Annotated in this window: 25 protein-coding genes; 9 read left to right on the top strand and 16 right to left on the bottom strand. The window is 67.7% G+C overall.

The window, feature by feature from the left end; all coding sequences use genetic code 11:
- Positions 1-27 precede the first annotated feature (27 nt).
- Together J0J01_RS21735 and J0J01_RS21730 are read right to left on the bottom strand one after the other, a co-directional pair.
- Positions 28-948, bottom strand: a complete 921-nt coding sequence (locus tag J0J01_RS21735; RefSeq protein ID WP_296384489.1) for a polyprenyl synthetase family protein — start codon at positions 946-948, stop codon at positions 28-30.
- 21 nt (positions 949-969) lie between these two features.
- Complete coding sequence (locus J0J01_RS21730; RefSeq protein WP_296384683.1) at positions 970-1,209, bottom strand: exodeoxyribonuclease VII small subunit; 240 nt, start codon at positions 1,207-1,209, stop codon at positions 970-972.
- A 256-nt stretch (positions 1,210-1,465) separates the two neighbouring features.
- On the opposite strand from J0J01_RS21730, the gene J0J01_RS21725 reads away from it, so the two are divergent.
- Together J0J01_RS21725 and J0J01_RS21720 are read left to right on the top strand one after the other, a co-directional pair.
- A complete protein-coding gene (locus tag J0J01_RS21725) occupies positions 1,466-2,407 on the top strand; it encodes an IclR family transcriptional regulator (RefSeq protein ID WP_296384487.1) in 942 nt (313 codons plus the stop codon).
- Between the two features lie 21 nt (positions 2,408-2,428).
- Positions 2,429-2,905, top strand: coding sequence for a PaaI family thioesterase (locus tag J0J01_RS21720; RefSeq protein ID WP_296384485.1), 477 nt, complete (start codon positions 2,429-2,431; stop codon positions 2,903-2,905).
- Between the two features lie 116 nt (positions 2,906-3,021).
- Here J0J01_RS21720 and J0J01_RS21715 read toward each other — a convergent pair whose 3' ends face one another.
- The 6 genes from J0J01_RS21715 to J0J01_RS21690 all read right to left on the bottom strand — a co-directional run bounded on the left by J0J01_RS21715 (position 3,022) and on the right by J0J01_RS21690 (position 8,550).
- Positions 3,022-3,711 (bottom strand): dihydrofolate reductase family protein, encoded by a 690-nt coding sequence (locus J0J01_RS21715; protein ID WP_296384482.1) that lies wholly within the window; start codon positions 3,709-3,711, stop codon positions 3,022-3,024.
- Positions 3,708-5,231: a M81 family metallopeptidase gene (locus J0J01_RS21710; protein WP_296384480.1), complete on the bottom strand. Its 1,524-nt coding sequence runs from the start codon at positions 5,229-5,231 to the stop codon at positions 3,708-3,710. The genes J0J01_RS21715 and J0J01_RS21710 overlap by 4 nt, the downstream gene beginning before the upstream one ends.
- A gap of 136 nt (positions 5,232-5,367) precedes the next feature.
- Positions 5,368-5,916: a carboxymuconolactone decarboxylase family protein gene (locus J0J01_RS21705; RefSeq protein WP_296384478.1), complete on the bottom strand. Its 549-nt coding sequence runs from the start codon at positions 5,914-5,916 to the stop codon at positions 5,368-5,370.
- Between the two features lie 26 nt (positions 5,917-5,942).
- Positions 5,943-6,605, bottom strand: a complete 663-nt coding sequence (locus J0J01_RS21700; RefSeq protein WP_296384476.1) for a ChrR family anti-sigma-E factor — start codon at positions 6,603-6,605, stop codon at positions 5,943-5,945.
- The gene (locus tag J0J01_RS21695; RefSeq protein ID WP_296384473.1) at positions 6,602-7,051 is read right to left on the bottom strand and encodes a sigma-70 family RNA polymerase sigma factor; all 450 of its coding nucleotides are present in this window, start codon (positions 7,049-7,051) and stop codon (positions 6,602-6,604) included. Before J0J01_RS21695 ends, J0J01_RS21700 begins: the two co-directional genes overlap by 4 nt.
- A gap of 107 nt (positions 7,052-7,158) precedes the next feature.
- Positions 7,159-8,550 carry a M20 family metallopeptidase gene (locus J0J01_RS21690; RefSeq protein ID WP_296384471.1) on the bottom strand — a complete coding sequence of 464 codons (1,392 nt, stop codon included), beginning with the start codon at positions 8,548-8,550 and terminating at the stop codon, positions 7,159-7,161.
- 138 nt (positions 8,551-8,688) lie between these two features.
- Here J0J01_RS21690 and J0J01_RS21685 point away from each other — a divergent pair, with 138 nt between their 5' ends.
- The 5 genes from J0J01_RS21685 (at position 8,689) to J0J01_RS21665 (ending at position 12,921) form a co-directional block, all read left to right on the top strand.
- On the top strand, positions 8,689-9,834 hold the full coding sequence (locus J0J01_RS21685) for an iron-containing alcohol dehydrogenase (RefSeq protein WP_296384469.1): 1,146 nt from the start codon (positions 8,689-8,691) through the stop codon (positions 9,832-9,834).
- Positions 9,835-9,956: 122 nt separating this feature from the next.
- On the top strand, positions 9,957-10,793 hold the full coding sequence (locus J0J01_RS21680) for a glycoside hydrolase family 25 protein (protein WP_296384467.1): 837 nt from the start codon (positions 9,957-9,959) through the stop codon (positions 10,791-10,793).
- A 54-nt stretch (positions 10,794-10,847) separates the two neighbouring features.
- Positions 10,848-11,822, top strand: coding sequence for a UbiA family prenyltransferase (locus J0J01_RS21675; RefSeq protein ID WP_296384466.1), 975 nt, complete (start codon positions 10,848-10,850; stop codon positions 11,820-11,822).
- The gene (locus tag J0J01_RS21670) at positions 11,819-12,511 is read left to right on the top strand and encodes an HAD family hydrolase (RefSeq protein ID WP_296384464.1); all 693 of its coding nucleotides are present in this window, start codon (positions 11,819-11,821) and stop codon (positions 12,509-12,511) included. The genes J0J01_RS21675 and J0J01_RS21670 overlap by 4 nt, the downstream gene beginning before the upstream one ends.
- Positions 12,511-12,921, top strand: a complete 411-nt coding sequence (locus J0J01_RS21665; RefSeq protein ID WP_296384462.1) for a GtrA family protein — start codon at positions 12,511-12,513, stop codon at positions 12,919-12,921. Before J0J01_RS21670 ends, J0J01_RS21665 begins: the two co-directional genes overlap by 1 nt.
- On the opposite strand, the gene J0J01_RS21660 is transcribed toward J0J01_RS21665, so the two are convergent.
- Both J0J01_RS21660 and soxR read right to left on the bottom strand, forming a co-directional pair.
- A complete protein-coding gene (locus J0J01_RS21660; RefSeq protein ID WP_296384460.1) occupies positions 12,857-14,035 on the bottom strand; it encodes a glycosyltransferase family 87 protein in 1,179 nt (392 codons plus the stop codon). The genes J0J01_RS21665 and J0J01_RS21660 overlap by 65 nt on opposite strands.
- Positions 14,036-14,177: 142 nt before the next feature.
- Positions 14,178-14,657: a redox-sensitive transcriptional activator SoxR gene (gene soxR, locus J0J01_RS21655; RefSeq protein WP_296384458.1), complete on the bottom strand. Its 480-nt coding sequence runs from the start codon at positions 14,655-14,657 to the stop codon at positions 14,178-14,180.
- 71 nt (positions 14,658-14,728) lie between these two features.
- On the opposite strand from soxR, the gene J0J01_RS21650 reads away from it, so the two are divergent.
- Positions 14,729-15,109, top strand: coding sequence for a VOC family protein (locus J0J01_RS21650; RefSeq protein ID WP_296384455.1), 381 nt, complete (start codon positions 14,729-14,731; stop codon positions 15,107-15,109).
- A gap of 30 nt (positions 15,110-15,139) precedes the next feature.
- Here J0J01_RS21650 and J0J01_RS21645 read toward each other — a convergent pair whose 3' ends face one another.
- The 6 genes from J0J01_RS21645 to J0J01_RS21620 form a co-directional block, all read right to left on the bottom strand.
- The gene (locus tag J0J01_RS21645) at positions 15,140-15,871 is read right to left on the bottom strand and encodes an FkbM family methyltransferase (RefSeq protein WP_296384454.1); all 732 of its coding nucleotides are present in this window, start codon (positions 15,869-15,871) and stop codon (positions 15,140-15,142) included.
- 128 nt (positions 15,872-15,999) lie between these two features.
- Positions 16,000-16,983 carry an agmatinase gene (gene speB, locus J0J01_RS21640; RefSeq protein WP_296384453.1) on the bottom strand — a complete coding sequence of 328 codons (984 nt, stop codon included), beginning with the start codon at positions 16,981-16,983 and terminating at the stop codon, positions 16,000-16,002.
- Positions 16,984-17,001: 18 nt separating this feature from the next.
- Complete coding sequence (locus J0J01_RS21635) at positions 17,002-18,339, bottom strand: aminotransferase class III-fold pyridoxal phosphate-dependent enzyme (protein WP_296384452.1); 1,338 nt, start codon at positions 18,337-18,339, stop codon at positions 17,002-17,004.
- A gap of 29 nt (positions 18,340-18,368) precedes the next feature.
- A complete protein-coding gene (locus J0J01_RS21630) occupies positions 18,369-19,502 on the bottom strand; it encodes an FAD-binding oxidoreductase (protein ID WP_296384451.1) in 1,134 nt (377 codons plus the stop codon).
- Complete coding sequence (locus J0J01_RS21625) at positions 19,499-20,230, bottom strand: methyltransferase domain-containing protein (RefSeq protein ID WP_296384449.1); 732 nt, start codon at positions 20,228-20,230, stop codon at positions 19,499-19,501. The genes J0J01_RS21630 and J0J01_RS21625 overlap by 4 nt, the downstream gene beginning before the upstream one ends.
- A gap of 6 nt (positions 20,231-20,236) precedes the next feature.
- On the bottom strand, positions 20,237-21,286 hold the full coding sequence (locus J0J01_RS21620) for an alpha/beta fold hydrolase (RefSeq protein ID WP_296384447.1): 1,050 nt from the start codon (positions 21,284-21,286) through the stop codon (positions 20,237-20,239).
- A gap of 57 nt (positions 21,287-21,343) precedes the next feature.
- Between J0J01_RS21620 and J0J01_RS21615 the strand changes: the two genes are divergently transcribed.
- Positions 21,344-21,535 (top strand): hypothetical protein, encoded by a 192-nt coding sequence (locus J0J01_RS21615; RefSeq protein WP_296384445.1) that lies wholly within the window; start codon positions 21,344-21,346, stop codon positions 21,533-21,535.
- The last annotated feature ends 56 nt before the right edge of the window (positions 21,536-21,591 follow it).

Here is a 21,591-nt window from a genome sequence, read left to right as displayed (position 1 = left end):
ATGTTGAGAAGTTGTGGAGCCGAATGTTCACGCACGACGCGTCACCACGAATTTGGCGGCCTGCTTCAGCAGCTCAGCCTTGGGCCCGAAGGGCTCGAGATGGTCGGCCGCTTGTTGCGCAAGCAGTGCAGCCTGTGACCGCGCCCGCTCCAGCCCGAGGATCGACACAAACGTCGCCTTGCCGGCAGCGGCATCCTTGTTGGTCGCCTTGCCGAGCGTGGCCGCGTCGCCTTCGACGTCGAGCAGATCGTCGACGATCTGGAACGCCAACCCAAGATCGTGCGCATAGGCCGCAAGTGCAACCCTGAGCGGCTCGGCCGCCTTGCCGAGGATCGCCCCGGCCATGCAGGAAAACGAGATCAGCGCCCCGGTCTTCAGCCGCTGCAGCCGCGTGATGGCGCCGATCGACGTCTGGGCTTGAGTCTCGGCCATCAGGTCGAGCATCTGGCCGCCGACCATACCCTGCGCGCCGGCGGCCTTGGCAAGCTCCGACACCAGCGCCGTGCGCACCGCCGGATCGCCGTGCGTGCCCTCGTGCGCCAGCACCTCGAAGGCCAGCGCCTGCAGCGCATCGCCGGCCAGGATCGCCGTCGCTTCGTCGAATTGCTTGTGGCAGGTCGGCTTGCCGCGGCGCAGATCGTCGTCGTCCATCGCCGGCAGATCGTCGTGGATCAACGAATAGGCGTGCAGGAACTCGATGGCGCTGGCGGTGCGCAGCGCCGGCGTTGCACCGACCTTGAACAACGTGGCGCTGGCCAGCACGAAGAACGCGCGCAGCCGCTTGCCGCCGCCGAGGCTGGAATAGCGCATGGCGTCGAAGACGCGCGCCTCGCCGGCGTCGCCCCCTTCCGGGTAGCGGCGTGGCAGCAGGCGATCCATGGTCTGCTCGGTCGACGAGGCCGCATAGGCCAAAGCCGGCTCGAACGCACTGAACGACGATAGGGGCATGGGACGAAAGCGTACGTTACGTCAGGCTGTTTCGGCGGGTTGGCTGCTGACGGTGCCGTCGGCGGAGAACACGATCTTCTCGACCTTCATCTTGGCCTCGGCAAGTTTTTGCTCGCAGTGGCGCTTGAGCAATGCACCACGCTCATAGGCCGTGATCGCCTCGTCTAGCTTCACCTGGCCGCGCTCGAGCTGCTGGACGATGCCCTCGAGCTCCTTCAGGGCGTCTTCGAAAGACAGGCTGGCGATGTCCTTAGGGACGATAGGTTCTTTGGCCACAGGGCGCCTCTTTCAGGGGGAAGGCCAATGGTAGCACAGCCGGCCGGGGGAAGTGGAAATCGTCCATTTGCGCGAAGGCCTTAGAGCTTGCACAACTCCTGACAGCGAATCCCGCCATTGTGACATGGCGGCCTTGCACGTTCGCATACCAAAATGCCCCTGCTCGCATTGCGGGGCTCTCCTGTGGATGGCAGCTTTCGGCCCGCAGAAATGAACAGCCATTCATAGGAGAGAACGACCCATGGGTAATGTCAGCCACCTCGTCACGCGAACCGCGGCCCTGCAGAGCTCCGTCGAAAACGGGCTTGCTGAGGGCATCCCGGCCAAGGATCGCCAGTTCGTCACGGCCCTGGCCCGCGGCCTCGATATCCTCCGCGCGTTCCACGCCGGCGAGGGCATGCTCGGCAACCAGGAGATCGCCCATCGCACAGGCCTGCCGAAGCCGACGGTGGCGCGCCTCACCCACACGCTGACCGAGCTGGGCTACCTCAACTACATCCGCCGCTTCCGCAAGTACGAGCTCGGCGCCTCGGTTCTGGCGCTCGGCTATGCCGCGATCTCGTCGATGGACGTGCGCCGCGCCTCGCGCCAGCCGCTCGAGACCCTCGCGCATGCGCTCAACGCCTCGACCGCGCTGGGCGGCCGCGACCGTCATTCGATGATCTACCTCGAGGCCTGCCGTGGTCCGTCGGTGGTGGCGATCACCCATGACGTCGGCACCCGCGTGCCGATGGCGAGCACGGCGATGGGCCGCGCCTATCTGTTCTCGCTGCCCGACGTCGACCGCAACAAGCAGATCGATGCGATCCGCCGCCGCTGGCGCGACGACTGGACCAAGGTGAAGACCGGCCTCGAGCGCTCGTTCAAGGAGCTGGCCGACCGCGGCTTCTGCGTCACCTGGGGCGAGTGGCTGCCCGAGCTGTGCGGCGTCGGCGTGCCGCTGCGCAACACCGACGGCACCGCGGCCTATGCCGTGAACGCTTCGGCGCCGATCTACCAGATCAGCCGCGACCGGCTCGAGGCCGACTGGGGCCCGCGCCTGGTCAAGGTGGCGCGCGACATCCGCACCGGCATGGCGGCGCAGCCGTCGGCCGGCGCTGCCGTCGCGCCGGCCGGCCGTCCGATGACCAACGGCAACGGCAACGGCCATCGCCCGCCGATGTCCGCCATGGCCCGCCGCTAAAGCCACGGCGACGACCGACAGATGGCAATCCAACGACCGGCCGATGCTCGGCCGGTCGCGTCTCACGAGTTCCGCGGTTTCAACGGACTGATCGGGCACGAGGTCGTGGCGTGGCGCCACGGCTTCGTCGAGATGCGACTGAAAATTCGGCCCGAGCTGTGCAACGCCAACGGCCTGCTGCATGGCGGCGTGCTGATGACCTTGCTCGACAGCGCCTCGGGCTTCGCCTGCACCTTCAACGAGACGGGAACGGCGCGGCGGCTCAGCGTCACGCTGGCCTTCACCACGCAGTTCATCAAGGCGGCGCGCGACGGCGACGTGCTCAGCATCCTCGGCGCCTGGCGGCCGTCGACCAGCCAGAGCACCTTCGCGGCCGAGACCGAGATCTACGACCAGCACGGCGACCTCATCGCGACAGGCGCCGGCACGTTCCGCTACCTCAAGGGCGAGCGCAGCGACGGCGTGCTCCACTTCCTCGACAGGGAAGCCGCCGACTGATTGCCGCGCGGTCGGAAGCGCGTCTGACATGTCCGACCATTTTCGCCCATTTTCTCCATTTCTGGCGGGCCTCGTTAATGGCGGTCGCGATCGACAAGACGATGTGCAATGGACGACTAACCCAGTTTGTATCGCAGCCAGACCGCGCCCTTCTCCAGGACCTCGTGGCCGATCAGGGTCATGCTCTCGATCGGCGCCGGGCCAAGATCGGTATCGCCGGAGTTGAACACGGTCGGCGCCCCCGAACTGCCGTCGATTGCGGCGGTGATCACCAGGCTCAGCTCGTCGACCAGGCTCGCCCGCAGCAGCGCGCCGTTGGCCCCGCCGCCGCCCTCCAGCATCAGCCGCTCGATCCCGAGCTCGCGGTTCAGCGTCTCGAGCGCCGCCGCGAGGTCGATCTCGGTCTTGCCGGCGAAGATGTAGGAGACGCCGTCGCTCCTGAGCCCCGCGAGGTGCGAATCCGGCACCTGCTCGGTCAGGATCACGAGGATCGCATCACCGCCGATGTCGGCGCGCTGCCACACCGCCTTGCCGTGCGCGTCGAGAAAGATGCCCCAGGTCCTGGCGTCGCGCGTGGCGTACCAGTTCTCGCGCGGGAGCTTCTGGTCGGTCGGCGGATAGACCTGCCCCTTGCCCTTGGCGAACTCCTCCGCTGTCACCCGGCCGCACAGCCACGAGCCGCCGCCCATCCGGTCGTGCAGCGTCTCGAACAGGTTGGGCACGACGTTGGCCTTCGGCCGCCAGCGGCTGCCCCAGATGCGGCCGTCGACGCTGCTGACCATATGGCAGATGACGTAGGGCCTCATGCGCGCGCTCCGGCATAGGGATCGTTGACGCCGTCGAGCGGCCAGATCGGGCGGCGCAGCTTCCTGAACTTCAGCCGCGAGATGTCGGGCGAGCAGATGCCGCCTGAATCGACCAGCACGATCTCGCGCGCGATCGGCGCGTAGGCGGCGCGGAAGTGCTGCACGCTCTTCACCACCAGCACGTCCCTGGCGCGCGGGTCGATGCCCTGGCTCAGGAAGGTCTGCAGGTCGATGGTCTGGATGCGGTTGGAGATGGTGACGACATCGATACCGCCGATGCGCAGCACCGCGGTCGGACCCATGTTGCTCTCGACGCCGGCATTCATCGGTCCGTCGTTCCTGAACACGCCGTCGGACAGCATCTTCACGACGGCCTTCGCCTTGACCGGCTTGCCCATCGATTCGTCGGTGTGCCCGCCCAGCTCGACGTCGATCTCGGCGCCGACGCCGGCTTTCATCGCCTGCTGCACCGTGTCCGGATCGTAGATCGTGCCGACCGCGGCGTTCCGGATGCCGGCGTCGAGCAGCGCCCGCAGCACCGGCGTGGTGTCGTTGTAGCCGCCACCGCCCGGATTGTCGGTGCCGTCGGCCAGCACCAGCGGCCCCTGCTTGTCGGTCTTGGCGCGCGCCGCGGCGATGCCGTCGGCGACGCTGCGATAACCATTCTTGCGAGCCGACAAGGTCTCGTCGCGTCGCCGCCAGATCTCGTCGATCAGCGCCCGGCAAATCTCGCCGGCCCGCCCGGCGGCTTCCGGCTCATGGCTGACGGCGATCGAGGGGCCAGTGTAGGGAATGTCCGACCAGGTGAAGCCGACCTGGATGCTGACCACGTTGATCCCCGGCTCCTTCTCGTAGACGTCGGCCTTGGCCAGCAGGTCGCGCATCTCGCCGGGCTGCGTCGTGCGACCATGGTCGGCGCCCTCGAGCATCGCCGGCTGGCTGAGCAGGCAGCGCGGCTTCTTCTTGCCGGTCAGCGCCTCCTGCACCAGTGCCGCCGCCTGCACCGCGCGCTCGTAGCCGTCGATGTGCGGATAGGTGCGGAAGCTCACCAGCGCATTGGCGTTCTTCGCCATCTTCACCGTGGCATTGGCGTGCAAGTCGAGCGTCGCGACCATCGGCACGTCGGGCCCGACGATCCTCCGCAGCGCCTCGAGCAGCGCGCCCTCGGCGTCGTCCTCGGTCTCCGTCACCATCGCGCCATGCAGCGACAGGCACACCGCGTCGAGCTTGCCCGCCTTCTTCGCCGCATCGAGGATCTTGTCGCGGATCGTCTCCCAGGTCTCCCTGGTCAGCGCGCCAGACGGCGTCGCGTTCGCCGCCGCCGCATAGACCGGCGTCCAGCCGTACTTGTCTGCCGAATCGATGTAGCCACCGACCTCGTTCCGCGTTCCCTTGAAACGCGGAACCATCTCCTCGCCGTCGATCAGCCAGCGGCGGCGGTAGTCGTCGAGCGTGGTCTTGAGTTTGCTGAAGGTGTTCGTCTCGTGCATGAACTGCGCGATCAGGACGCGGTACGCCATTGCCTCTCCTTCTCCTCCCCCGTCATCGGGGGAGGTGCCCCGTCATACGGGGCGGAGGGGTCAAAAGCATCGCGACTGTTGCCCTGACCCCTCCGTCCCCTTCGGGGACACCTCCCCATATGAATGGGGAGGAATTTTACAGCTTCGCCGTCTTCAGCCACTCCGCCTGCCCCTCCTCGCCCTCGACGCCAGTGGTTTCGAGGAAGCGGCAGACCATCATGTAGTAGCCGACGGTCAGCGTGAGCTCGACCACCGCGCCCGGCGACAGGAAGGCCTGCACGGCCTTCAGGTTCCTGTCCGACGCCTTGACGTTGCGCACCACGTCGTCGGTGAAGCGCAGCACGGCCTTCTCGTTGTCGGCGAAGACCGGCGCCTCGATCGTCGCCTCGCGCAGCGCCGCGATCTTGGCCTCGTCGACGCCGGCTTCTCGGCCGATGCGCTCGTGCTGGAACACTTCGTAGGCGGCGCGGCTCAGCCGCCCGACCCGGACGATCGCGAGCTCACGCAGGCCCGCATCGAGCTCGCAGCGGTAGAGCAGCGCGTTGCCCATCCGGATGAAGCCTTTCAGGCCGGCCTCGGAGTTGGCGAGCATGCGATAGATGTTGAGATGCGGCTTGAGCTTGTCCAGGAACTCGGCGTGCTTGCCCGAAGCCTGATCGACGTCGAAATATGGAATGCGCGGCATGGGTCTCCCTCTGACCCGAGCCTGAATTACATCCAGCCGCGGCGCAATAATGGGTTGAACAGCCGCGCCCAGAAGCCGGTCAGCACGATCGGCTTCTCGAGCACGATCAGCGCGATGCAGGGCTCGCCCGGATCGGCGATCGGCTCGTGCGCGACGGGCCCCGGCCCGACCGCGAAATCGCCGACGACGTAGTTGCCGGTGTTGTCGGTGTAACCGCCCTGCAGCACGACCGTGTACTCGTCGGCAACATGAAGATGGACCGGCAGGCCGCGCCCTGGCTCGAGCTTCAAGAGCGCGACGCGATGGTGGTCGCCATGCAGGTCGAGCCGGATCTCCTCGAAGCCGCCGAAGGCGCGCCGCCAGCTCTTGCCTGCGAGGTAGGGCCGCAACGGCGCCGGCGCCCAGTCGAAGCCAGGGGTGAAGTCCGGCTGCCGCGCCGCAGTCGGCCGCGGGTCGTCGACCGGCACGTCGTCCAGTCGCGCCAGCGCCTGTTCGAGCGCCGCCTCGCCCATCTCGGCGCCGACCTCGCTCTCGAGCAGCGCACCACCCAGCCCGCGCAGCCGGCGGACGGCGCGCCACGCCTCGGCATCGAGCGCGACATGCAGCGCCACCGCCAGCGCCGGCCCTTCGGCCAGCAGGCCGGCGGCGTAGTCGAGCAGCAGCTCGTCGGGCGCGCGATGGCGGCTCATGTCTCCTTCTCTTCCCGTTCCATTGCTTCGCGCAGCTTGGCGAGCGCGAGGCGAATCCGTGACTTCACCGTGCCGAGCGGCAACCCCAGGTCCTCGGCGATGGCCGTGTGCGTCCTGTCCTCGAAGAATGCCTTCTGGAGAACGACCCGCTGGTCGGCAGAGAGACCTTCCATCAGCTCCTTCATCCGCATGTACGTTTGCCCGGCGAGGACGGATTGGTCGGCGTCGACCTCGTCCGGGGCATAGACCGTGAGCCAATCCTCCTCCGAGAGGCCCGGCCGCCCGCTGCGGCGCATCAGGTCGATCCGCTTGTTGCGCGCGATGGTGTAGATCCAGGTCGCGGCCGAGGCCTTGGTGCGGTCGAAGCTCGCCGCCTTGCGCCACACCATGATCAGAGCCTCCTGCGCGATCTCCTGCGCGGATTCAGGGTCGGCGCCACCCTTCATCATGAAGGCCTTGATGCGAGGGGCGTAGTGCCGGAAGAGGTTGGCGAAGGCCGCGCGATCCTGTCGGTCGGCGATCGCCTGGATGAGGTCGGCGGCTTCGTCCGCGGTCAGGCGGGCCGTCCCTCGCCGAGGTCCCAGAACAGCCCGGTCATCAGGCGCAGGCCCTCGCGCGCCACCGGGGCCAGCAGATGCTCGTTCGGCGCATGCTGCGAGCAGGCGGCGTAGGAATGCGGCACCCAGACGGTCGGCAGGCCCAGGATGTCGGTGAACACCTCGTTCGGCAGCGAACCGCCGAGGTTGGGCAGGATGTGCGGCTTGGCGCCGGCGGTCTGCTCCAGCGACTTCGCGGCGAACTTGGCCCACGGGCTGTCGGGATCGAGGCGGGTGGCGTTCATGATCACCTCGCGCGCCGGCTCGACCGCGATGTCGCCGAAGCCGTGCTTCTCGAGATGACGGCGCAGCGCCGGCACGATGTCGTGCGGATCGGTGCCGACCACGAAGCGGAGCTGGCAATAGGCGATCGCCGACGGCGGGATGGCGTTGACCGGCCGGTCGGGATTGCCTGTCTTGAATGCCAGGACTTCAAAGGAATTCCAGCCGAACACGCGCTCGATCGGCGTCAGGCCTTTCTCGCCCCAGTCCTCATGGATCTTCGGCGCGCCCTCGCCGGCATCGATGGAGACGTCGGCGAGTGCCGCACGCACCGAGTTGGTCAGCGTCTTCGGACGCCATTCCGGCACCTTGATCTGGCCGCGCTCGTCGGTGATGGTCGCCAGCGCGTGCGCCATGACGATGCCGGGATTGGCGAGCAAGCCGCCCCAGTTGCCCGAGTGGTGGCCGCCCTCGCGATAGCTGAGCTTGAGGTTGAAGTTCATCGTGCCGCGCGTGCCGCCGAAGATGCACGGCCGGCGATGGTCGAGCCGCGGGCCGTCCGAGCCGATCAGCGCGTCGGCCTTGAGCGCCGCCTTGTTGGCCTTGCAGAACTCGGCGAGGCCCGGCGAGCCGGTCTCCTCGCCGGTCTCGATCAGGATGGTCGAGTTGAAGCCCAGCGCACCGCGCTCCTCGAGCACGCAGGCAAGGGCGGCGATGTTGATCGTGTGCTGGCCCTTGTTGTCGGCGGTGCCGCGGCCATACATCTTCTCGCCTTCGATCACGATGTTCCACGGCGACAGGCCCTGCCGCCATTGATCCTCCTGGCCGCGGATCACGTCGCCATGGCCGTAGGTCAGCACGGTCGGCTTCTTCTCGTCCTCGACCCGGCGGGCGATCAGGAACGGGCCGTACTCGGGCCGCGGATTGGGCAGCACGGTACAATCGTAGCCGAGCTTGCTCAGCGACTCGGTCATCTCGTCCGAGACGTACTGCTGCAGGGCAGGCATCGAGCCCTGCTCCTGGCTGGTGGTGGGAATGGCGACGCGGCGCTGCAGGTCCGCCAGGAAGCCGCCGTCGTCGAAATATTTCTCTGCGCGCGCGATGGCGCCGTTCCGTGATCCGCTCATGGCGTCTAGGCTACCTCAACATCCTCCCCCGTCATACGGGGGAGGATACAGGTGGGGGAAGGCAACGAGACATGCCTTGGCTTTCCCCCTCCCGGCCTTCCCCGGATGACCGGGGGAGGAGGAAGAGGGAGGAGCGTCATGACGCAGGCCGGCCAGGTTGTCTTCAGCAGGATGGAAGAAGTCGTCTGGGGCAAGCCGGCTGCCGAAACGGTCGCCGCGCTGGCGCAGAAGCGCGGCGCCGAGCGGGTGTTCCTGATGGTGAGCGGCACGCTCAACCGCACCACCGACGAGATCGACAAGCTGCGCCGGGCGCTGGGCAACAAGTGCGTCGGCACCTTCGACAAAATGCCGCCGCACACGCCGCGGGCGGCGGTGATCGCGGCCAGCGAGCAGGCCCGCGCGGCACGCGCCGACCTGATCGTCACGCTGGGCGGCGGCTCGATCACCGACGGCGCCAAGGCGGTGCAGCTCTGCCTCGCCAACGACATCCGCACACCGGAAGCGATGGACGCCGTGCGCGCGCCTCATCCCGTGAAGCCGCCGACGGTGTCGCAGATCTCGATCCCGACCACGCTGTCGGCCGGCGAATTCTCGCCGATCGCCGGCGTCACCGACGAGCGCACCAAGGTGAAGGAACTGTTCCGCCATCCCGACATCGTGCCGCGCGCAGTGGCCCTCGATCCAGCAGTTACTCGTCACACGCCACAATGGTTATGGCTGTCGACAGGCATCCGCGCGGTCGATCACTGCGTAGAAGGAACTTGTTCCAACGAAGCCACCGCCTACGGCGACGCCTCGGCGCTGCACGGCCTGTCGCTGCTGGCGCGCGGCCTGCCCAAGGTAAAGGCCGATCCCAGTGACCTGGACGCACGGCTCGACTGCCAGCTCGGCTCGTGGCTCTCGATGGCGCCGCTGGTCGCCGGCGTGCCGATGGGCGCGAGCCACGGCATCGGCTACGTGCTGGGCGCGGTGTTCGACATCCCGCACGGCCACACTTCGTGCATCATGCTGCCGTCGGTGATGCGCTGGAACAAATCGGTCAACGCGCCGCGCCAGACGCTGGTCGCGGCGGCAATGGGCCAGCCCGGCAAGGATGCGGGCGACGTGCTCGACGCCTTCATCCGCGGCCTCGACATGCCGCGCAGCCTGCACGAGGTGAAGATCGGCCGCGACCATTTCGATCGCATCGCCAAGCAGGCGATGGGCACGCCGTGGGTGCCGCGCAATCCGCGCCCTATTCCCGGCCCCGAGCAGGTGAAGGAGATTCTCGAACTCGCCATATAGAGTTGCGGAAAGAGATTGAGGAAATCGTCACAGCCCGTTGATTACGCACCGTTTTTTGTCACCGAAAGGTCGCACGCTTCAACCGGTTGCGGTATGGTGGGCCTCCCCCTACAGGAGGCTGGATGATTTCTCGTCGCGGTCTGCTCGGTGGTTTCACCGGACTATCGGGCCTGTCGCTCGCCGGATGCGGCAGTCGCCACCCTCCCGCTCCCTCCTTCGCCTATGCGCCGCCCGGCGGTGGCAGTTGGAAACCCTCGGCCAACGGCCTCGATGCGGTGATCGACATCAGCCACAACGTGCGCGTCAGCGACTTCAACCTGGTGCGCAGGAACGAGATCCTTGCGGTGATCCACAAAGCCACCGAGGGCGGCGACTGGATCGATCCCTCCTACTCGGAGCGCCGCGTGCAGGCCGAGTCGGCGGGCCTGCTGTGGGGCGCCTATCACTTCGGCACCCGGCAGTATTCCGGCGCCCGGCAGGCCCAGTCCTTCCTCAACGTGGTCCGGCCCACATCGCGAACCCTCATCGCGCTCGACTTCGAGTACAACGATCCCAATCCCAACAACACCATGACCCTGGCGCAGGCCGAGGAATTCGTGCGCGTCGTCCAGCAGGCGACCGGCCGGCTGCCGATGGTCTACACCCATGCCCGCTGGGCCAACGGCGAGAAGTCCGGTCGGCGCGGCCTCCGCCTGAAGGAGCCGGTCGGCCCCAACTCGATCCTGGCGCGCTGCGATCTGTGGCTGGCCGACCACCGCGAGGAGCCGGAATTGCCCTACGCCTGGGCCAATCGCGGCTGGAAGCTTTGGCAGTACCTCGCCGACGAGACCGACGCCAATGCCGCCTACGGCACTGTGTCGCGGGCGGTCCCCGGCGTAACCCATTGTGATCGCAACCTATTCGCGGGCGACTCGACGGAACTCTACCGATTCTGGGGTGCGGGCCGGACGAGGGCGTGATAGTGCCCCTGCGGGTGTGCCAGCGGGGTTTGGGGTATGGCAAACGGTAGGGGAATGGACCGGTCCGAAAGTGGGCCGCGCACCGCTGCGACCTTCGCTGACTATGTAGCGATCGCGCGCCTCGATCACGTCACCAAGCATGTCCTGATCGTTCCCGGCGCGGTGTTCGCCTATCTGCTGCGCAGCGTCCACACCGACATGCTGGCGCTGAGCGTGGTGCTCGGGCTGGCGACCGCGGTCTGCATCGCCTCGGCCAACTACGTCATCAACGAGTTCCTCGACCGCGAGTTCGACAAATTCCACCCGACCAAGTCGCAGCGCTCCGCCGTCCGCAAGGACCTCAAGGCGGGCTTCGTCTTCCTCGAATGGGCGATCCTGATCGTCGCCGGTCTCGCCTTCGCCGCCGCAGGCGGCCCGCTCATGTTGCTGGCCGCCGTCATCTTCGGCCTGCAGGGCATCTTCTACAACGTTCCGCCGCTGCGCACCAAGGACAAGCCCTACCTCGACGTCATCTCCGAATCGATCAACAACCCGGTGCGGCTGATGATCGGCTGGGCGATGCTCGATCCGACGACCCTGCCGCCGTCGTCGATCATCCTGCTGTACTGGGCGGGCGGCGCCTTCCTGATGACCGCCAAACGCCTGTCGGAGTATCGCGAGATCACGGCCAGCCACGGCCACGAGCTGCTGGCGCGCTATCGCGCGAGCTTCGCCGGCTATTCCGAGATCAGGCTCACGGTGTGCTGCTTCGCGTATGCGCTCGCCTCCACCTTCGTGCTGGCGGTGTTCCTGATGAAGTACCGCATCGAGTATCTGCTGACCGTCCCGGTGGTGATCCTGCTGTTCGGCTGGTACCTGGGCCTGTCGATGCGGCCGGGCTCGACGGCGCAGAAGCCCGAGAAGCTGTTCCGCGAGCGCGGCCTGATGGTGCTGGTGGCTCTGCTCGGCGTGTTGTTCCTGCTGTTGACCTTCGTCGACATCCCGTTGCTCGAGCCCTTGGCCAGTCAGCGCTACATCTCGATCCGATGACCGCCTTCGGCCCGTCCGACTGGCACGGCCTCCGTCTGGTCGTGTTCGACGTCGACGGCACGCTCTACCGCCAGCGCCCGCTCCGGCTGCGCATGGCGCGCGACCTGCTGCTGCACGCGCTGCTGCGGCGCGACCTCGCCACCCTCCTGGTGCTGCGCAAGTACCGCCGTCTGCGCGAGCAGATGGGCGATGAGCGGGTCGAGGACTTCGCCGGGCCGCTGGTCGCCCGGACAGCGGCCGCGATTGGATGCCCACCGGAGCGGGTGCGGGCGATCGTCAGCCAGTGGATCGACCGCCATCCGCTGCCCTACCTGCGCGCCTGCCGCTACGACGGCTTGGGCGAGCTGTTCGCCGGGCTGCGCCGCCACGGTAAGACGATCGGCGTGCTGTCCGACTACCCGGCGGCGGCCAAGCTCGCCGCCCTGGAGCTCACGGCTGACCATGTCATCACGGCCGACGATCCCGGCATCGGCATCCTGAAGCCGCACCCGCGCGGCCTCGAAACGCTGATCCGACAGGCCGGCACCACGCCCGCCACCACCCTGCTGATCGGCGACCGGGCCGAGCGCGACGGGCTGGCGGCGCGCGCGGCGGGCGCCCGGGTCCTGCTGCGCGCCTCGCGACCGATCGACGACTGGCAGACGATCGCACGCTATGACGAGGCGCTGTTCGCGCCGATGCTCGCCTGATGCGCGCGCTATTGGCGAAACTGATGGGCTACGGCGTGACGGGCGGCATCGCTGCCATCGTCGACGCCGGCGGTTTCGCCCTGCTCCTGCACACGGGGCTCGGCGTCGCGGCGGCGGGCGCCGTGAGCTTCTGCGCCGCGGCGGTCGTGAACTATGCCCTGTCCAGCTGCTTCGTCTTCGCCGGCCGCGCATCGGCGCAGGGCTTCGCCCTGTTCTTCGTGGTCGCGCTGATCGGACTGGCGGTCAATCTCGGCGTCACCCTGGCGGGCGTCTATTGGCTCGGCCTGCCGCCGCTGGCGGCCAAGATCGCCGGCATCGGCGTCGCCTTCCTGGTCAACTTCGCGCTCAACCTGCGGATCGTGTTTCGTCCTTCAGGCGCAGCAGCGCCGCAACAAGGAACGCCGCGATGACCAGCGGCGCCACCGGCAAGTGGTGGCGCGACAGGCCGAGCGTCAGGGTCGGGATCACCCAGAGCGCGGCATAGACCAACGGCTCGAGCGGATAGAAGCCGGTCTTGGCGCCGCGACGATAGAGCACCAGCGCCGCCGGCATCAGCAGCAGCAGGTCGTAGTTCAACAGGTAGGGTGAGACGAAGAAGGTGGCCGACAGCAGCACCGCCGTGCGCGCCGCGCCGGTGCGGAAATGGCGGAAGGCGTACCACGTCGCCGCGACGGCGAGCGCCGCGCAGCCGAGTTGCAGCAGGCTCGCGGCGCTGCGCGGCAGCCCGATGCCCAGCCCCGAGGCATAGGGCGTGATCATGTAGTTGATCAGCACCTCGGTCACGTAGGCGTGCATGCGCTCGCCGCGGATCGCCTGAGTCATCTCGATGAAGTCGAGCCAGGTCTGCAGCCCGAACACGGCGAGGCTGGCCAGCGCCAGCACCGCGCCGGTGAGGGCCGCCGAGATCAAGGCACGCCATTGCTTCGCGGCGATCAGCGCCACCGGGATCAGCAGGCAGATCTGCGGCTTGTAGGCGAGCAGGCCGAACAGGATGCCGGCCACCGCCGGCGCGCGGTCGAGCAGCCGCAGTCCGCCGTAGGCCAGCGCGACCGCGAGGAACGTCGCCTGGCCCGAGACGATCGTATGCACCGCCGCTGGCGAGGTCGCCATCGCCAGCCAAACCCACGGGTCGCGCCGACTTTCGACGGCCGAGGCGCCGGCCGTCACGGCAAAGAAGACGGCGGCCGCCTTGTCGACGGCGAGCAGGCCGAGCGGCAACAGCAGCATCAGCCAGAACGGCGGATAGAGGAACGGCCGGTGGTAGACGGCGGTCGGGAAGCGGTCGGCGAAGAGCCCGTTCTGGTATTCGGTGAACAGGTCGATATTGCCGTAGACCGTCGCCAGCTTGCCATCGAAGAAGGCGCGCACGGCGGCGTATGGGGTGAGGAAATCCGGGAACATCACCCACTGCGCCGGCCCCAACCTCGGGCCGCCCAGCAGCAACGAGGCGACGTACAGCACCTCGTAGAGACCGATCAGGCCGCAGAACAGGATCGCAAGCCAGGAATAAAGGCGCCGCGACATCACCATGGTGGAAAGCTCATGCCGGCGTGAGCTTCGCGGCCGCACGCGCGACGCCACTGCTCCCGCGTCCAGTCAGATGCGCGACTGGTATCGATGTAACGCCCCATCCCGCCTCCGATCTACATCGACACGGCGGATGCGGCTAGTGGGGCGTTGTTGCCCGCCCCTTCATCGGCGGCCGATCCCCCAAGAGGAAGCGCGGACCGGCGCCCGCCCGGCCGGCGCGGTCGCCGGGATTGTAGAGGGCGCAACGGTCGAGCGACAGGCAGCCGCAGCCAATGCAGCCGTCGAGCTTGTCGCGCGTGCGCTCGAGCATCGCGATGCGCTGCTGCAGCCTGCCGCGGATGCGCCGGCTGATCGCCTGCCAATCCTGACGGGTCGGCGCGCGGCCCAGCGGCAAGCTGGCGAGCTCGGCCGCGATCTCGGCGATCGACAGGCCGAGCGTCTGGGCAATCTGCGCAAAGGACAGCCGCCGGATGTCGGCGCGCGCGAAGCGTCGCTGGTTACCGCCGGAGCGGACCGCCCGCACCAGCCCCTGAGCCTCGTAGAAGCGGATGGCGGAGACCGACAGCCCGGTGCGGCGGGACAGCTCGCCGATCGACAGCAGGGGCGGCAACGCCATGACCTTCTCCATGCTTGACCTCAAGTGAGGTTGAGATTTTAGCCTGGGACGATCAAGACAGGAGTTCAGCCATGTCCGAACCTCGGATCGAACACGTCAACGTCACCGTCAGCGACCCCGAACGTGCCGCGAAGCTCATGGAAACGCTGTTCGGCTGGCATGTGCGCTGGCGCGGTCCGGCGCGCGACGGCGGCCGCACCATCCATATCGGCTCGGAACGCCACTATCTGGCGCTCTACACCGGCCGCGGAGTCTCCTACGCTGCCGACGATTTCGCCAAGGGGCGGCCACTCAACCACATCGGCGTCGAGGTCGACGATCTCGCAGCCGTCGAAGCCAAGGTGGTGGCGGCGGGCCTCCGGCCGTTCAATCACGGCGACTACGATCCAGGCCACCGGTTCTATTTCCTCGATCCCGATGGCATCGAGTACGAGGTCGTGAGCTACCGCTGAGGCAGCCTCTGCGGCGACACCCTGCCGCCGTCACTCCCAGCCGCGGTCCGTCCACAGCGGCGTATTGCGACGGGCGAAGACGAAGTCACCGTGGCGCGCACGGCCGTCGCGGCGGCGTCCGGCGACGCTCGCGATGTCGAACAGGTCGAACCCGGCTTCGTCCATGAAACGCACCAGATCGCTGACCGGGGCCTCGCCGAGTTGACCGAAGAACGAGAACTCGGCCAGCACGACCTCGACATGCTTGAGGATCTGGCGCCCGCCCGCGAGGGCAAGCAACTCGTGCCCCTGAAGGTCGAGCTTCAGCAAAGCGCGGCTATCGGCATCGACGTGGGAGGCGAACAGCGAGTCCAGCGTCTCGCCCTGCACGTCGGTGTTGGCGCGATGCAAATTGCCGTCCCACGCCACGTGCGCCCCCGTGTCGGGTCCGGAATCGCAAACCATGCGGGCGATCTTTCGCTCCGACGTGAGCGCAACAGGATGAAAATGGAAGCCGGGCGTCTCCGCCAATCTCTGGAGGGTGGGCGCACAGGCAGGTTGGGGGTCGACCAGGTGGATCTCGGCCCCCGGAAAGACAGCGCGGGCGCACCGGGCGAACCAGCCGAGATGAGCACCCCCGTCGATGATGCACCGGGGCCGGTAGCCGCCCCTGGCCAACTGTCGCAAGCACTCCTCGATTCCGTCGAACCGATTGGAGGCCGTTCGCGAAAGTCGATACGGAGTAAAGGTCAGCAGCCGTTTCGTGAACGTGCGAAGGGTCACTTAATCTTCATGAGCAATGTCGATCCGATGTAGTTTCGCCTCCTTACCCGTGCCTTACATCAAACGTGCATGAAAATGGCCCGGCGAGCGGATATATTTCCATAGATAACGCAAACTACCGTCGCCAACTAGGCAACGCGGCCTTTACGCTTGGCCACCGCCTCGGACAGCAGGCAGAGAATTTCCCACATCATCGTGACGCCGACCAACGCGGTGTTGCCGCTCTGGTCGAACGGCGGCGAGACCTCGACGACGTCGCCGCCGACCAGGTCCAGCCCCCGCAGCCCGCGCAGCATGCGCTGCGCCTCGTGCGGGGTGTAGCCGCCGATCTCCGGCGTGCCGGTGCCCGGCGCATAGGCCGGATCGAGGCCGTCGACGTCGAAGCTGACATAGGTCGGGCCGTCGCCGACCACGCGGCGGGCCTCGGCGATCACTTTGTCGACGCCGAGGTCGAAATACTCCTCGATGGTGATCACCCGCATGCCCTGCTCGACCGCCCAGTCGTTGTCGTCGCGCTTGTAGAGCGAGCCGCGGATGCCGATCTGCACCACCCGCCTGGGATCGAGCAGCCCCTCCTCGACGGCGCGGCGGAACGGCGTGCCGTGGGTGTACTTGTAGCCGCCGAAATAGCTGTCCCAGGTGTCGCTGTGGGCGTCGAAATGCACCATGCCGAGCGGCGGCAGGCCTTTGCGGATGCCGCGCATGATCGGCAGCGTGATCAGATGGTCGCCGCCGGCCGACAGCGGCACCACACCGGCGGCGTGGATCTTGGAATAGAAGTGCTCGATGCGCTCCAGCGAATCCTCGAGGCTCGCCGGGTTGACCGGGGCGTCACCGAGGTCGCCGCACCTGGAGAGCTCGTAGGGCGCGATGCCGGTCACGTGATGGACGCGGCGCATCATGGTCGACAGGTCGCGCATCTGGCGCGGGCCGTGGCGGGCGCCCGGGCGGTTGGTGGTGCCGCCGTCCCACGGCACGCCGACCATGCCGATCTCGACCTCCGCCGGGTTCCGGAACAGCGGCAGCCGCATGAAGGTCGCGACATCGCCGAAGCGCGGCGTCACCGTGCCGGAGACGGGCTGGGGGAAGCTCTTCGAGGAAGAGTCGTTCATGCCCTACCTATCTAATATTCATTGTGGCCGTAACAGGGCCTTTCGCGCCGAGACGAATTCGTCGACCGCGGCGACGAAGCGGTCGGCCTCGTCGTCGCCGATCATGATGTTGAGGGCGACGAAGCCGCGGCGGGCGATCCAGATGCCGGCCGCGACCATGTCGAAATAGAACAGCTCCTTGGCATCCTGGTTGGAGGTCGCGATGTCGGCGGCGCTCTTGATCGGCCGGGTGGTGGCGTGCGCCGTCATCATCGAGCCGATGCCGGAGAACTGGAACGCCACGCCCGCCTTCCGGCAGATCGCGTTCAGCCGCTCGCGGATCTTCTCGCCGCGGGCATTGAGCGCATTGGCGGCCTCGGGCGTGTAGACCTCGCCATAGCCCGCGGCGCCCGCCGCCATGGTCAGCACGTTGTTGTTGAAGGTGCCAGCGTGCGGCAGGTGGTCGGGCTTGGTCGGGTCGAACAGCTCCATGATCTCGCGCCGGCCGCCGAAGGCGCCGAACGACATGCCGCCGCCGATATACTTGCCGAGAGTCGTCATGTCGGGCGTGACGCCGAGCTTGGCCTGCAGGCCGCCCGGCGACAGGCGCGAGGTCATGACCTCGTCGAAGATCAGCGTGATGTCGTGCGACCAGGTCTCCTCGCGCAGCATGTGGAGGAACGCCGGATCGCCCGGCAGGCAGCCGTGGCTGCCCTGCATCGGCTCGAGCAGGACGGCGAAGATCTCCTGGGCGTGCTGGCGCAGCAGCGCGCGCGTGCCCTCGACGTCGTTGTAGGTCCCGACGATGTACTCGTACGGCATGTTCACCGGGCTGCCGCCCGACACGAAGTACAGCACGCCGCCGTGATAGCCGCCGTGGAAGACCATCACCTTGGTCGCCTTCTTGCGGCCCTTGCGTTGCGCGAAGACGCGGGCGCCGGCGAGCGCCATGACGTTGCCCTCGGTGCCGGAGTTGGTGAAGCGCACCAGGTCGATCGACGGGATGCGGTCGACGATCAGCTTGGCGAGCCTCGCCTCGTTCGGATTGCGGCCGGCGTAGTTCCAGCCGTGGTTCAGCGCCTTGTCGATGGCGGCTCGGATCACCGGGTGGGAATGGCCGTAGATGCCGGCGGTGTATTCGCCCAGCACGTCGATGTATTCGTGGCCGTCGGCATCCCACAGCCGGCAGCCCTCGCCGCGCACCACGGTGAGCGGGAACGGCGCGTTGTGCAGCGTGGTGCGGGTATTGCCGCCGGGCATCGCCTCCACCGCCTCGTGCTGGCGGGCGAGGCTCTTGGGGTTGCGATCGGTATAGGCCTGGCGCGCCTCGGCGAGCGCGGATTGCAGGTCCGAATTGACGAGCGGCGAATCGGGCACGGCGTACTCCCTGACGAGCCCAGAGCCTATCACACCACGTTCAGCTCCCGTACCGGCCGTCCTGCGGATATCCGCTCATAGCCGAACGGAGAAAGATTCAGGGTCCTGTAGTCGCCGTGGACGATCAGCTCGGCCACGGCGCGGCCGACCGCCGGCGACTGCTGGATGCCGTGGCCCGAGAAGCCGGTGGCGAAGACAATGCTGTCGATTTCCGGATGGCGGCCGACGATGCCGTTCTGGTCGAAGGTATTGTACTCGTAATAGCCGGCCCAGGCGTTCACCACCTTGGCCGCCTCGAAGGCCGGCACGCGTTCGGCCAGCACCGGCCATACCATCTCCTCCCATTCCTGGTGCTGGACCTCGAGCGGGGCGCCGGAGGGGTCGTTGCCCTCGGCCGGCGTCGTGCCGCCGATCCAGAACCGGCCCTCGGGCCGGAACCATGCGCCTGACGGATCGATGGTGAGCGGCAGCGGCGGCACACTTTCTCGGCAGTCGAACACGAACACCGAGCGCCGCCGCGGTTCGACCGGCAGCGCGATGTCCCCCCGTGCCGCGACCTCGCCCGACCAAGGTCCGGCGGCGATGACGATGGTGCGCGCCTCGATCGTGCGGCCGGAGCGCAGCGTCACCTTGTGCGGCGCCAAGCCTACGACCTCGTCATGGACATACTCGACGCCCCGCTCCCGCGCCTTGCGCCGGAACGCCTGCATCAGCGCCGGCCCGTCGAACCAGCCCTCGTTGGCCGTACCGTACGAGGCCAGCGCCACGCCCTCGCTCGAAATAGCCGGAAACTGCCGGCCCAGAGTCGCCGGATCGAGCAGCTCGACGGCGCAACCCTCGCCTTTCTGGACGGCGTGGTTCGCCCGCAGCACCGCCTCCCCCGCCGGGCTGGCCAGGAACAGATAGCCCGGCTCCTTGAGGCCGAGATCGACGTCCAGCAGCTCCTTCGCCTGGCGCAGAAAGCCGATGCCGTAGCGCGACAGATGGATGTTGAGCGGCGTCGAGAACTGCTGCCGGATCGAGCTGGCCGATAGTGCCGATGACGCCTGCGCATAGGTCGGGTCCCGCTCGACGACGGCCACGTTGCTCTCGCCCAGGCCGGCGAGATGCCAGGCGATCGACGATCCCATCACGCCGCCGCCGACGATGACGATAGGCCTCATGCGAGGTGTGCCAGGAGCCTGACGCCGCCCAGGCAGGCGAGGGTTGCGCCGTCGAGACGCTCGATGGCGAACGGCGCCCAGTCCGGCGTGAGATCGGTCACCGAGATATCGCCGAAGCGCGCATCCCGAAGATCGCATCCGTAGTCGTCCTGGCTGGTGATGGTGTTGGCGCAGACGACATCGCGCAGGTCGGCGAGATCGCTCGGTGCGAAGGGCGCACGCTGGCAGAGATCCTCGATGTAGCCGCCGCCGCGGCGCAGCGCATTGGCCAGCCGGCCGAACAGCTTTGGCCGGTCGGACATGTGCACGATGGCGAGGAAGCTCACTGCCGCGTCGAAGCAGCCGTCGGGAAAAACGTAGGTCAGCGCATCGCCGCAGACATGCGTGACGCGATCGCCGAGCCCCGTCCGCCGCGTCAGATCGGCACCGATCGCATGCAGCTCCGGCTGCAGCTCGAGCGCCGTCACATGACAGCCGACCGTATGGGCAAGATAGCGCGCCGGGCCGCCCACCCCCGCCCCGACGTCGAGGACGCGGCTGCGCGCGGTCAGGCCGAGGGCACGCGCAGCCGCCGCGATCGCCTCGGTGCCGTGATAGTGCCACTGGTCGAGCGCGAAGAGCTGCTCGGGTCGGATCGCGGCCCGCGGCCCGATGCCCTGCGCCGCCAGTCCCAGCTCGATGCGATCGAGGTTGGTGTAGAGCGGCATTGGCGCGAGGCGCTGTTCCATCTTGCGTCAGCGCACCGCCGGCAGGCCCTGCAGGAACTCCGCCAGCGGCTTGGTGTAGAACGTCGCGTTGCCGGTGGTGCCGTGGCCGCGCGTCTCGGTGCTCGCCGGGATGAGATACACGCTGCCGTTCTTCACCTGCCTCATCGCCTGCTCGGCCGCGCCGGTCTCGGGCGGGTTGCGTTCGTCGTCCGCCGAGTTGATCAGCAGCACCTTTGCAGTGATGCGCGGCAGAAGCGGCGTCGGGTCATAGTCGCCCGACGATTGCCACTGATAGAGATAGTCGTTGGCGTCGGCGGTGAACGGCGCGGCCAGCCGCTCGTCGAGCATCTTGTCGGCCGCTTCGCGCGTCGGCGCCAGCTTGGCATAGGCCAGCGTGCCGCCGGACGTGGCGGTGGCATAGAACACCGCGGCGCGCTGCACGCTCCTGGGCTGGCTGGTGTAGTTGCCGCCGTGCCAGTCGGGATCGTTCTTGATGGTGTCGATGATCAGCCGGCGCATCATCCAGTTGCGCGCCGCCATCGGCGTCGGCTGCGAGGCCATCGGCACGGCGGCATCCATGAAGCCGGGATACATGCCGGCCCACAGCCAGGCGTGCATGCCGCCCATCGAATTGCCCATTACCAGCCGCACACGCTTGATGCCGAGGCCCTCGGTCAGCAGGCGGTGGTGCGCGTCGACCATGTCGGCATAGTCGTACTTCGGGAACTTGGTCTTGAGGCCGTCCGACGGCTTGCTCGACTTGCCGTGGCCGATGCCATCGGGCAGCACGATGAAGTACTTCGTGGCATCGAGCGGCTGGCCGGCGCCGAACAGCTCGCCCGCGAAGCCCGCCGTCAGCAGGCTGGCGCCCGAGCCGGCGGTGCCGTGCAGCATCAGCACGACCGGGTTCCTGGGATCGCCGATCGTGCGGTAATGCAGCTTCAGCTCGGGCATCACCTCGCCGGTGTGGAACTTGAAGTCCTTGGCGACCCAGTTGCCTTCCTGCGGCTTGGGATAGTCGGCCGCCGCCGCGGGAGCCGCGAGCAGGATCGCCAGCACGGCGAGAAGTCGGCGCATTTTCGTCCTCCCTGTCCGGTCGCACCCTAGCGCAAAACGCGGTAAAATCCGCCGGTCATGCGCGCACTGGTGACGGCCGTCGTCTACTTCGGCACGTTCCTGTCCATAGGCTACGTGGCCAAGCGCCTGCTCGACAGATGGATGGCGCGGCACGGAGAGCACCTGAACGAGGTTCAGGCACAGGGCCGCAAGGGTGGCGGCCGCAGGGACGACCGCTTCCTGCTCGGCTTCTGGTACAGAGACCGCTAGAGCGCACGGGTGTTGCCTGTTGCAGCAGGCATATTCCGTCCGGCCGATTCCGGCCG

It is taken from the genome of Reyranella sp., from assembly GCF_017305915.1.
In the GTDB taxonomy this organism is placed as follows: Bacteria; Pseudomonadota; Alphaproteobacteria; order Reyranellales; family Reyranellaceae; genus Reyranella.
This window is presented reverse-complemented; position numbering and strand designations above follow the sequence as displayed.

Bases quoted from the DNA above. Each gene is read 5' to 3' on its own strand.
- J0J01_RS21735 (WP_296384489.1), bottom strand. From the start codon at position 948: ATGCCCCTATCGTCGTTCAGTGCGTTCGAGCCGGCTTTGGCCTATGCG.
- J0J01_RS21725 (WP_296384487.1), top strand. From the start codon at position 1,466: ATGGGTAATGTCAGCCACCTCGTCACGCGAACCGCGGCCCTGCAGAGC.
- J0J01_RS21720 (WP_296384485.1), top strand. From the start codon at position 2,429: ATGGCAATCCAACGACCGGCCGATGCTCGGCCGGTCGCGTCTCACGAG.
- J0J01_RS21715 (WP_296384482.1), bottom strand. From the start codon at position 3,711: ATGAGGCCCTACGTCATCTGCCATATGGTCAGCAGCGTCGACGGCCGC.
- J0J01_RS21710 (WP_296384480.1), bottom strand. From the start codon at position 5,231: ATGGCGTACCGCGTCCTGATCGCGCAGTTCATGCACGAGACGAACACC.
- J0J01_RS21705 (WP_296384478.1), bottom strand. From the start codon at position 5,916: ATGCCGCGCATTCCATATTTCGACGTCGATCAGGCTTCGGGCAAGCAC.
- J0J01_RS21700 (WP_296384476.1), bottom strand. From the start codon at position 6,605: ATGAGCCGCCATCGCGCGCCCGACGAGCTGCTGCTCGACTACGCCGCC.
- J0J01_RS21695 (WP_296384473.1), bottom strand. From the start codon at position 7,051: ATGAAGGGTGGCGCCGACCCTGAATCCGCGCAGGAGATCGCGCAGGAG.
- J0J01_RS21690 (WP_296384471.1), bottom strand. From the start codon at position 8,550: ATGAGCGGATCACGGAACGGCGCCATCGCGCGCGCAGAGAAATATTTC.
- J0J01_RS21685 (WP_296384469.1), top strand. From the start codon at position 8,689: ATGACGCAGGCCGGCCAGGTTGTCTTCAGCAGGATGGAAGAAGTCGTC.
- J0J01_RS21680 (WP_296384467.1), top strand. From the start codon at position 9,957: ATGATTTCTCGTCGCGGTCTGCTCGGTGGTTTCACCGGACTATCGGGC.
- J0J01_RS21675 (WP_296384466.1), top strand. From the start codon at position 10,848: ATGGACCGGTCCGAAAGTGGGCCGCGCACCGCTGCGACCTTCGCTGAC.
- J0J01_RS21670 (WP_296384464.1), top strand. From the start codon at position 11,819: ATGACCGCCTTCGGCCCGTCCGACTGGCACGGCCTCCGTCTGGTCGTG.
- J0J01_RS21665 (WP_296384462.1), top strand. From the start codon at position 12,511: ATGCGCGCGCTATTGGCGAAACTGATGGGCTACGGCGTGACGGGCGGC.
- J0J01_RS21660 (WP_296384460.1), bottom strand. From the start codon at position 14,035: ATGTCGCGGCGCCTTTATTCCTGGCTTGCGATCCTGTTCTGCGGCCTG.
- soxR (WP_296384458.1), bottom strand. From the start codon at position 14,657: ATGGCGTTGCCGCCCCTGCTGTCGATCGGCGAGCTGTCCCGCCGCACC.
- J0J01_RS21650 (WP_296384455.1), top strand. From the start codon at position 14,729: ATGTCCGAACCTCGGATCGAACACGTCAACGTCACCGTCAGCGACCCC.
- speB (WP_296384453.1), bottom strand. From the start codon at position 16,983: ATGAACGACTCTTCCTCGAAGAGCTTCCCCCAGCCCGTCTCCGGCACG.
- J0J01_RS21630 (WP_296384451.1), bottom strand. From the start codon at position 19,502: ATGAGGCCTATCGTCATCGTCGGCGGCGGCGTGATGGGATCGTCGATC.
- J0J01_RS21625 (WP_296384449.1), bottom strand. From the start codon at position 20,230: ATGGAACAGCGCCTCGCGCCAATGCCGCTCTACACCAACCTCGATCGC.
- J0J01_RS21620 (WP_296384447.1), bottom strand. From the start codon at position 21,286: ATGCGCCGACTTCTCGCCGTGCTGGCGATCCTGCTCGCGGCTCCCGCG.
- J0J01_RS21615 (WP_296384445.1), top strand. From the start codon at position 21,344: ATGCGCGCACTGGTGACGGCCGTCGTCTACTTCGGCACGTTCCTGTCC.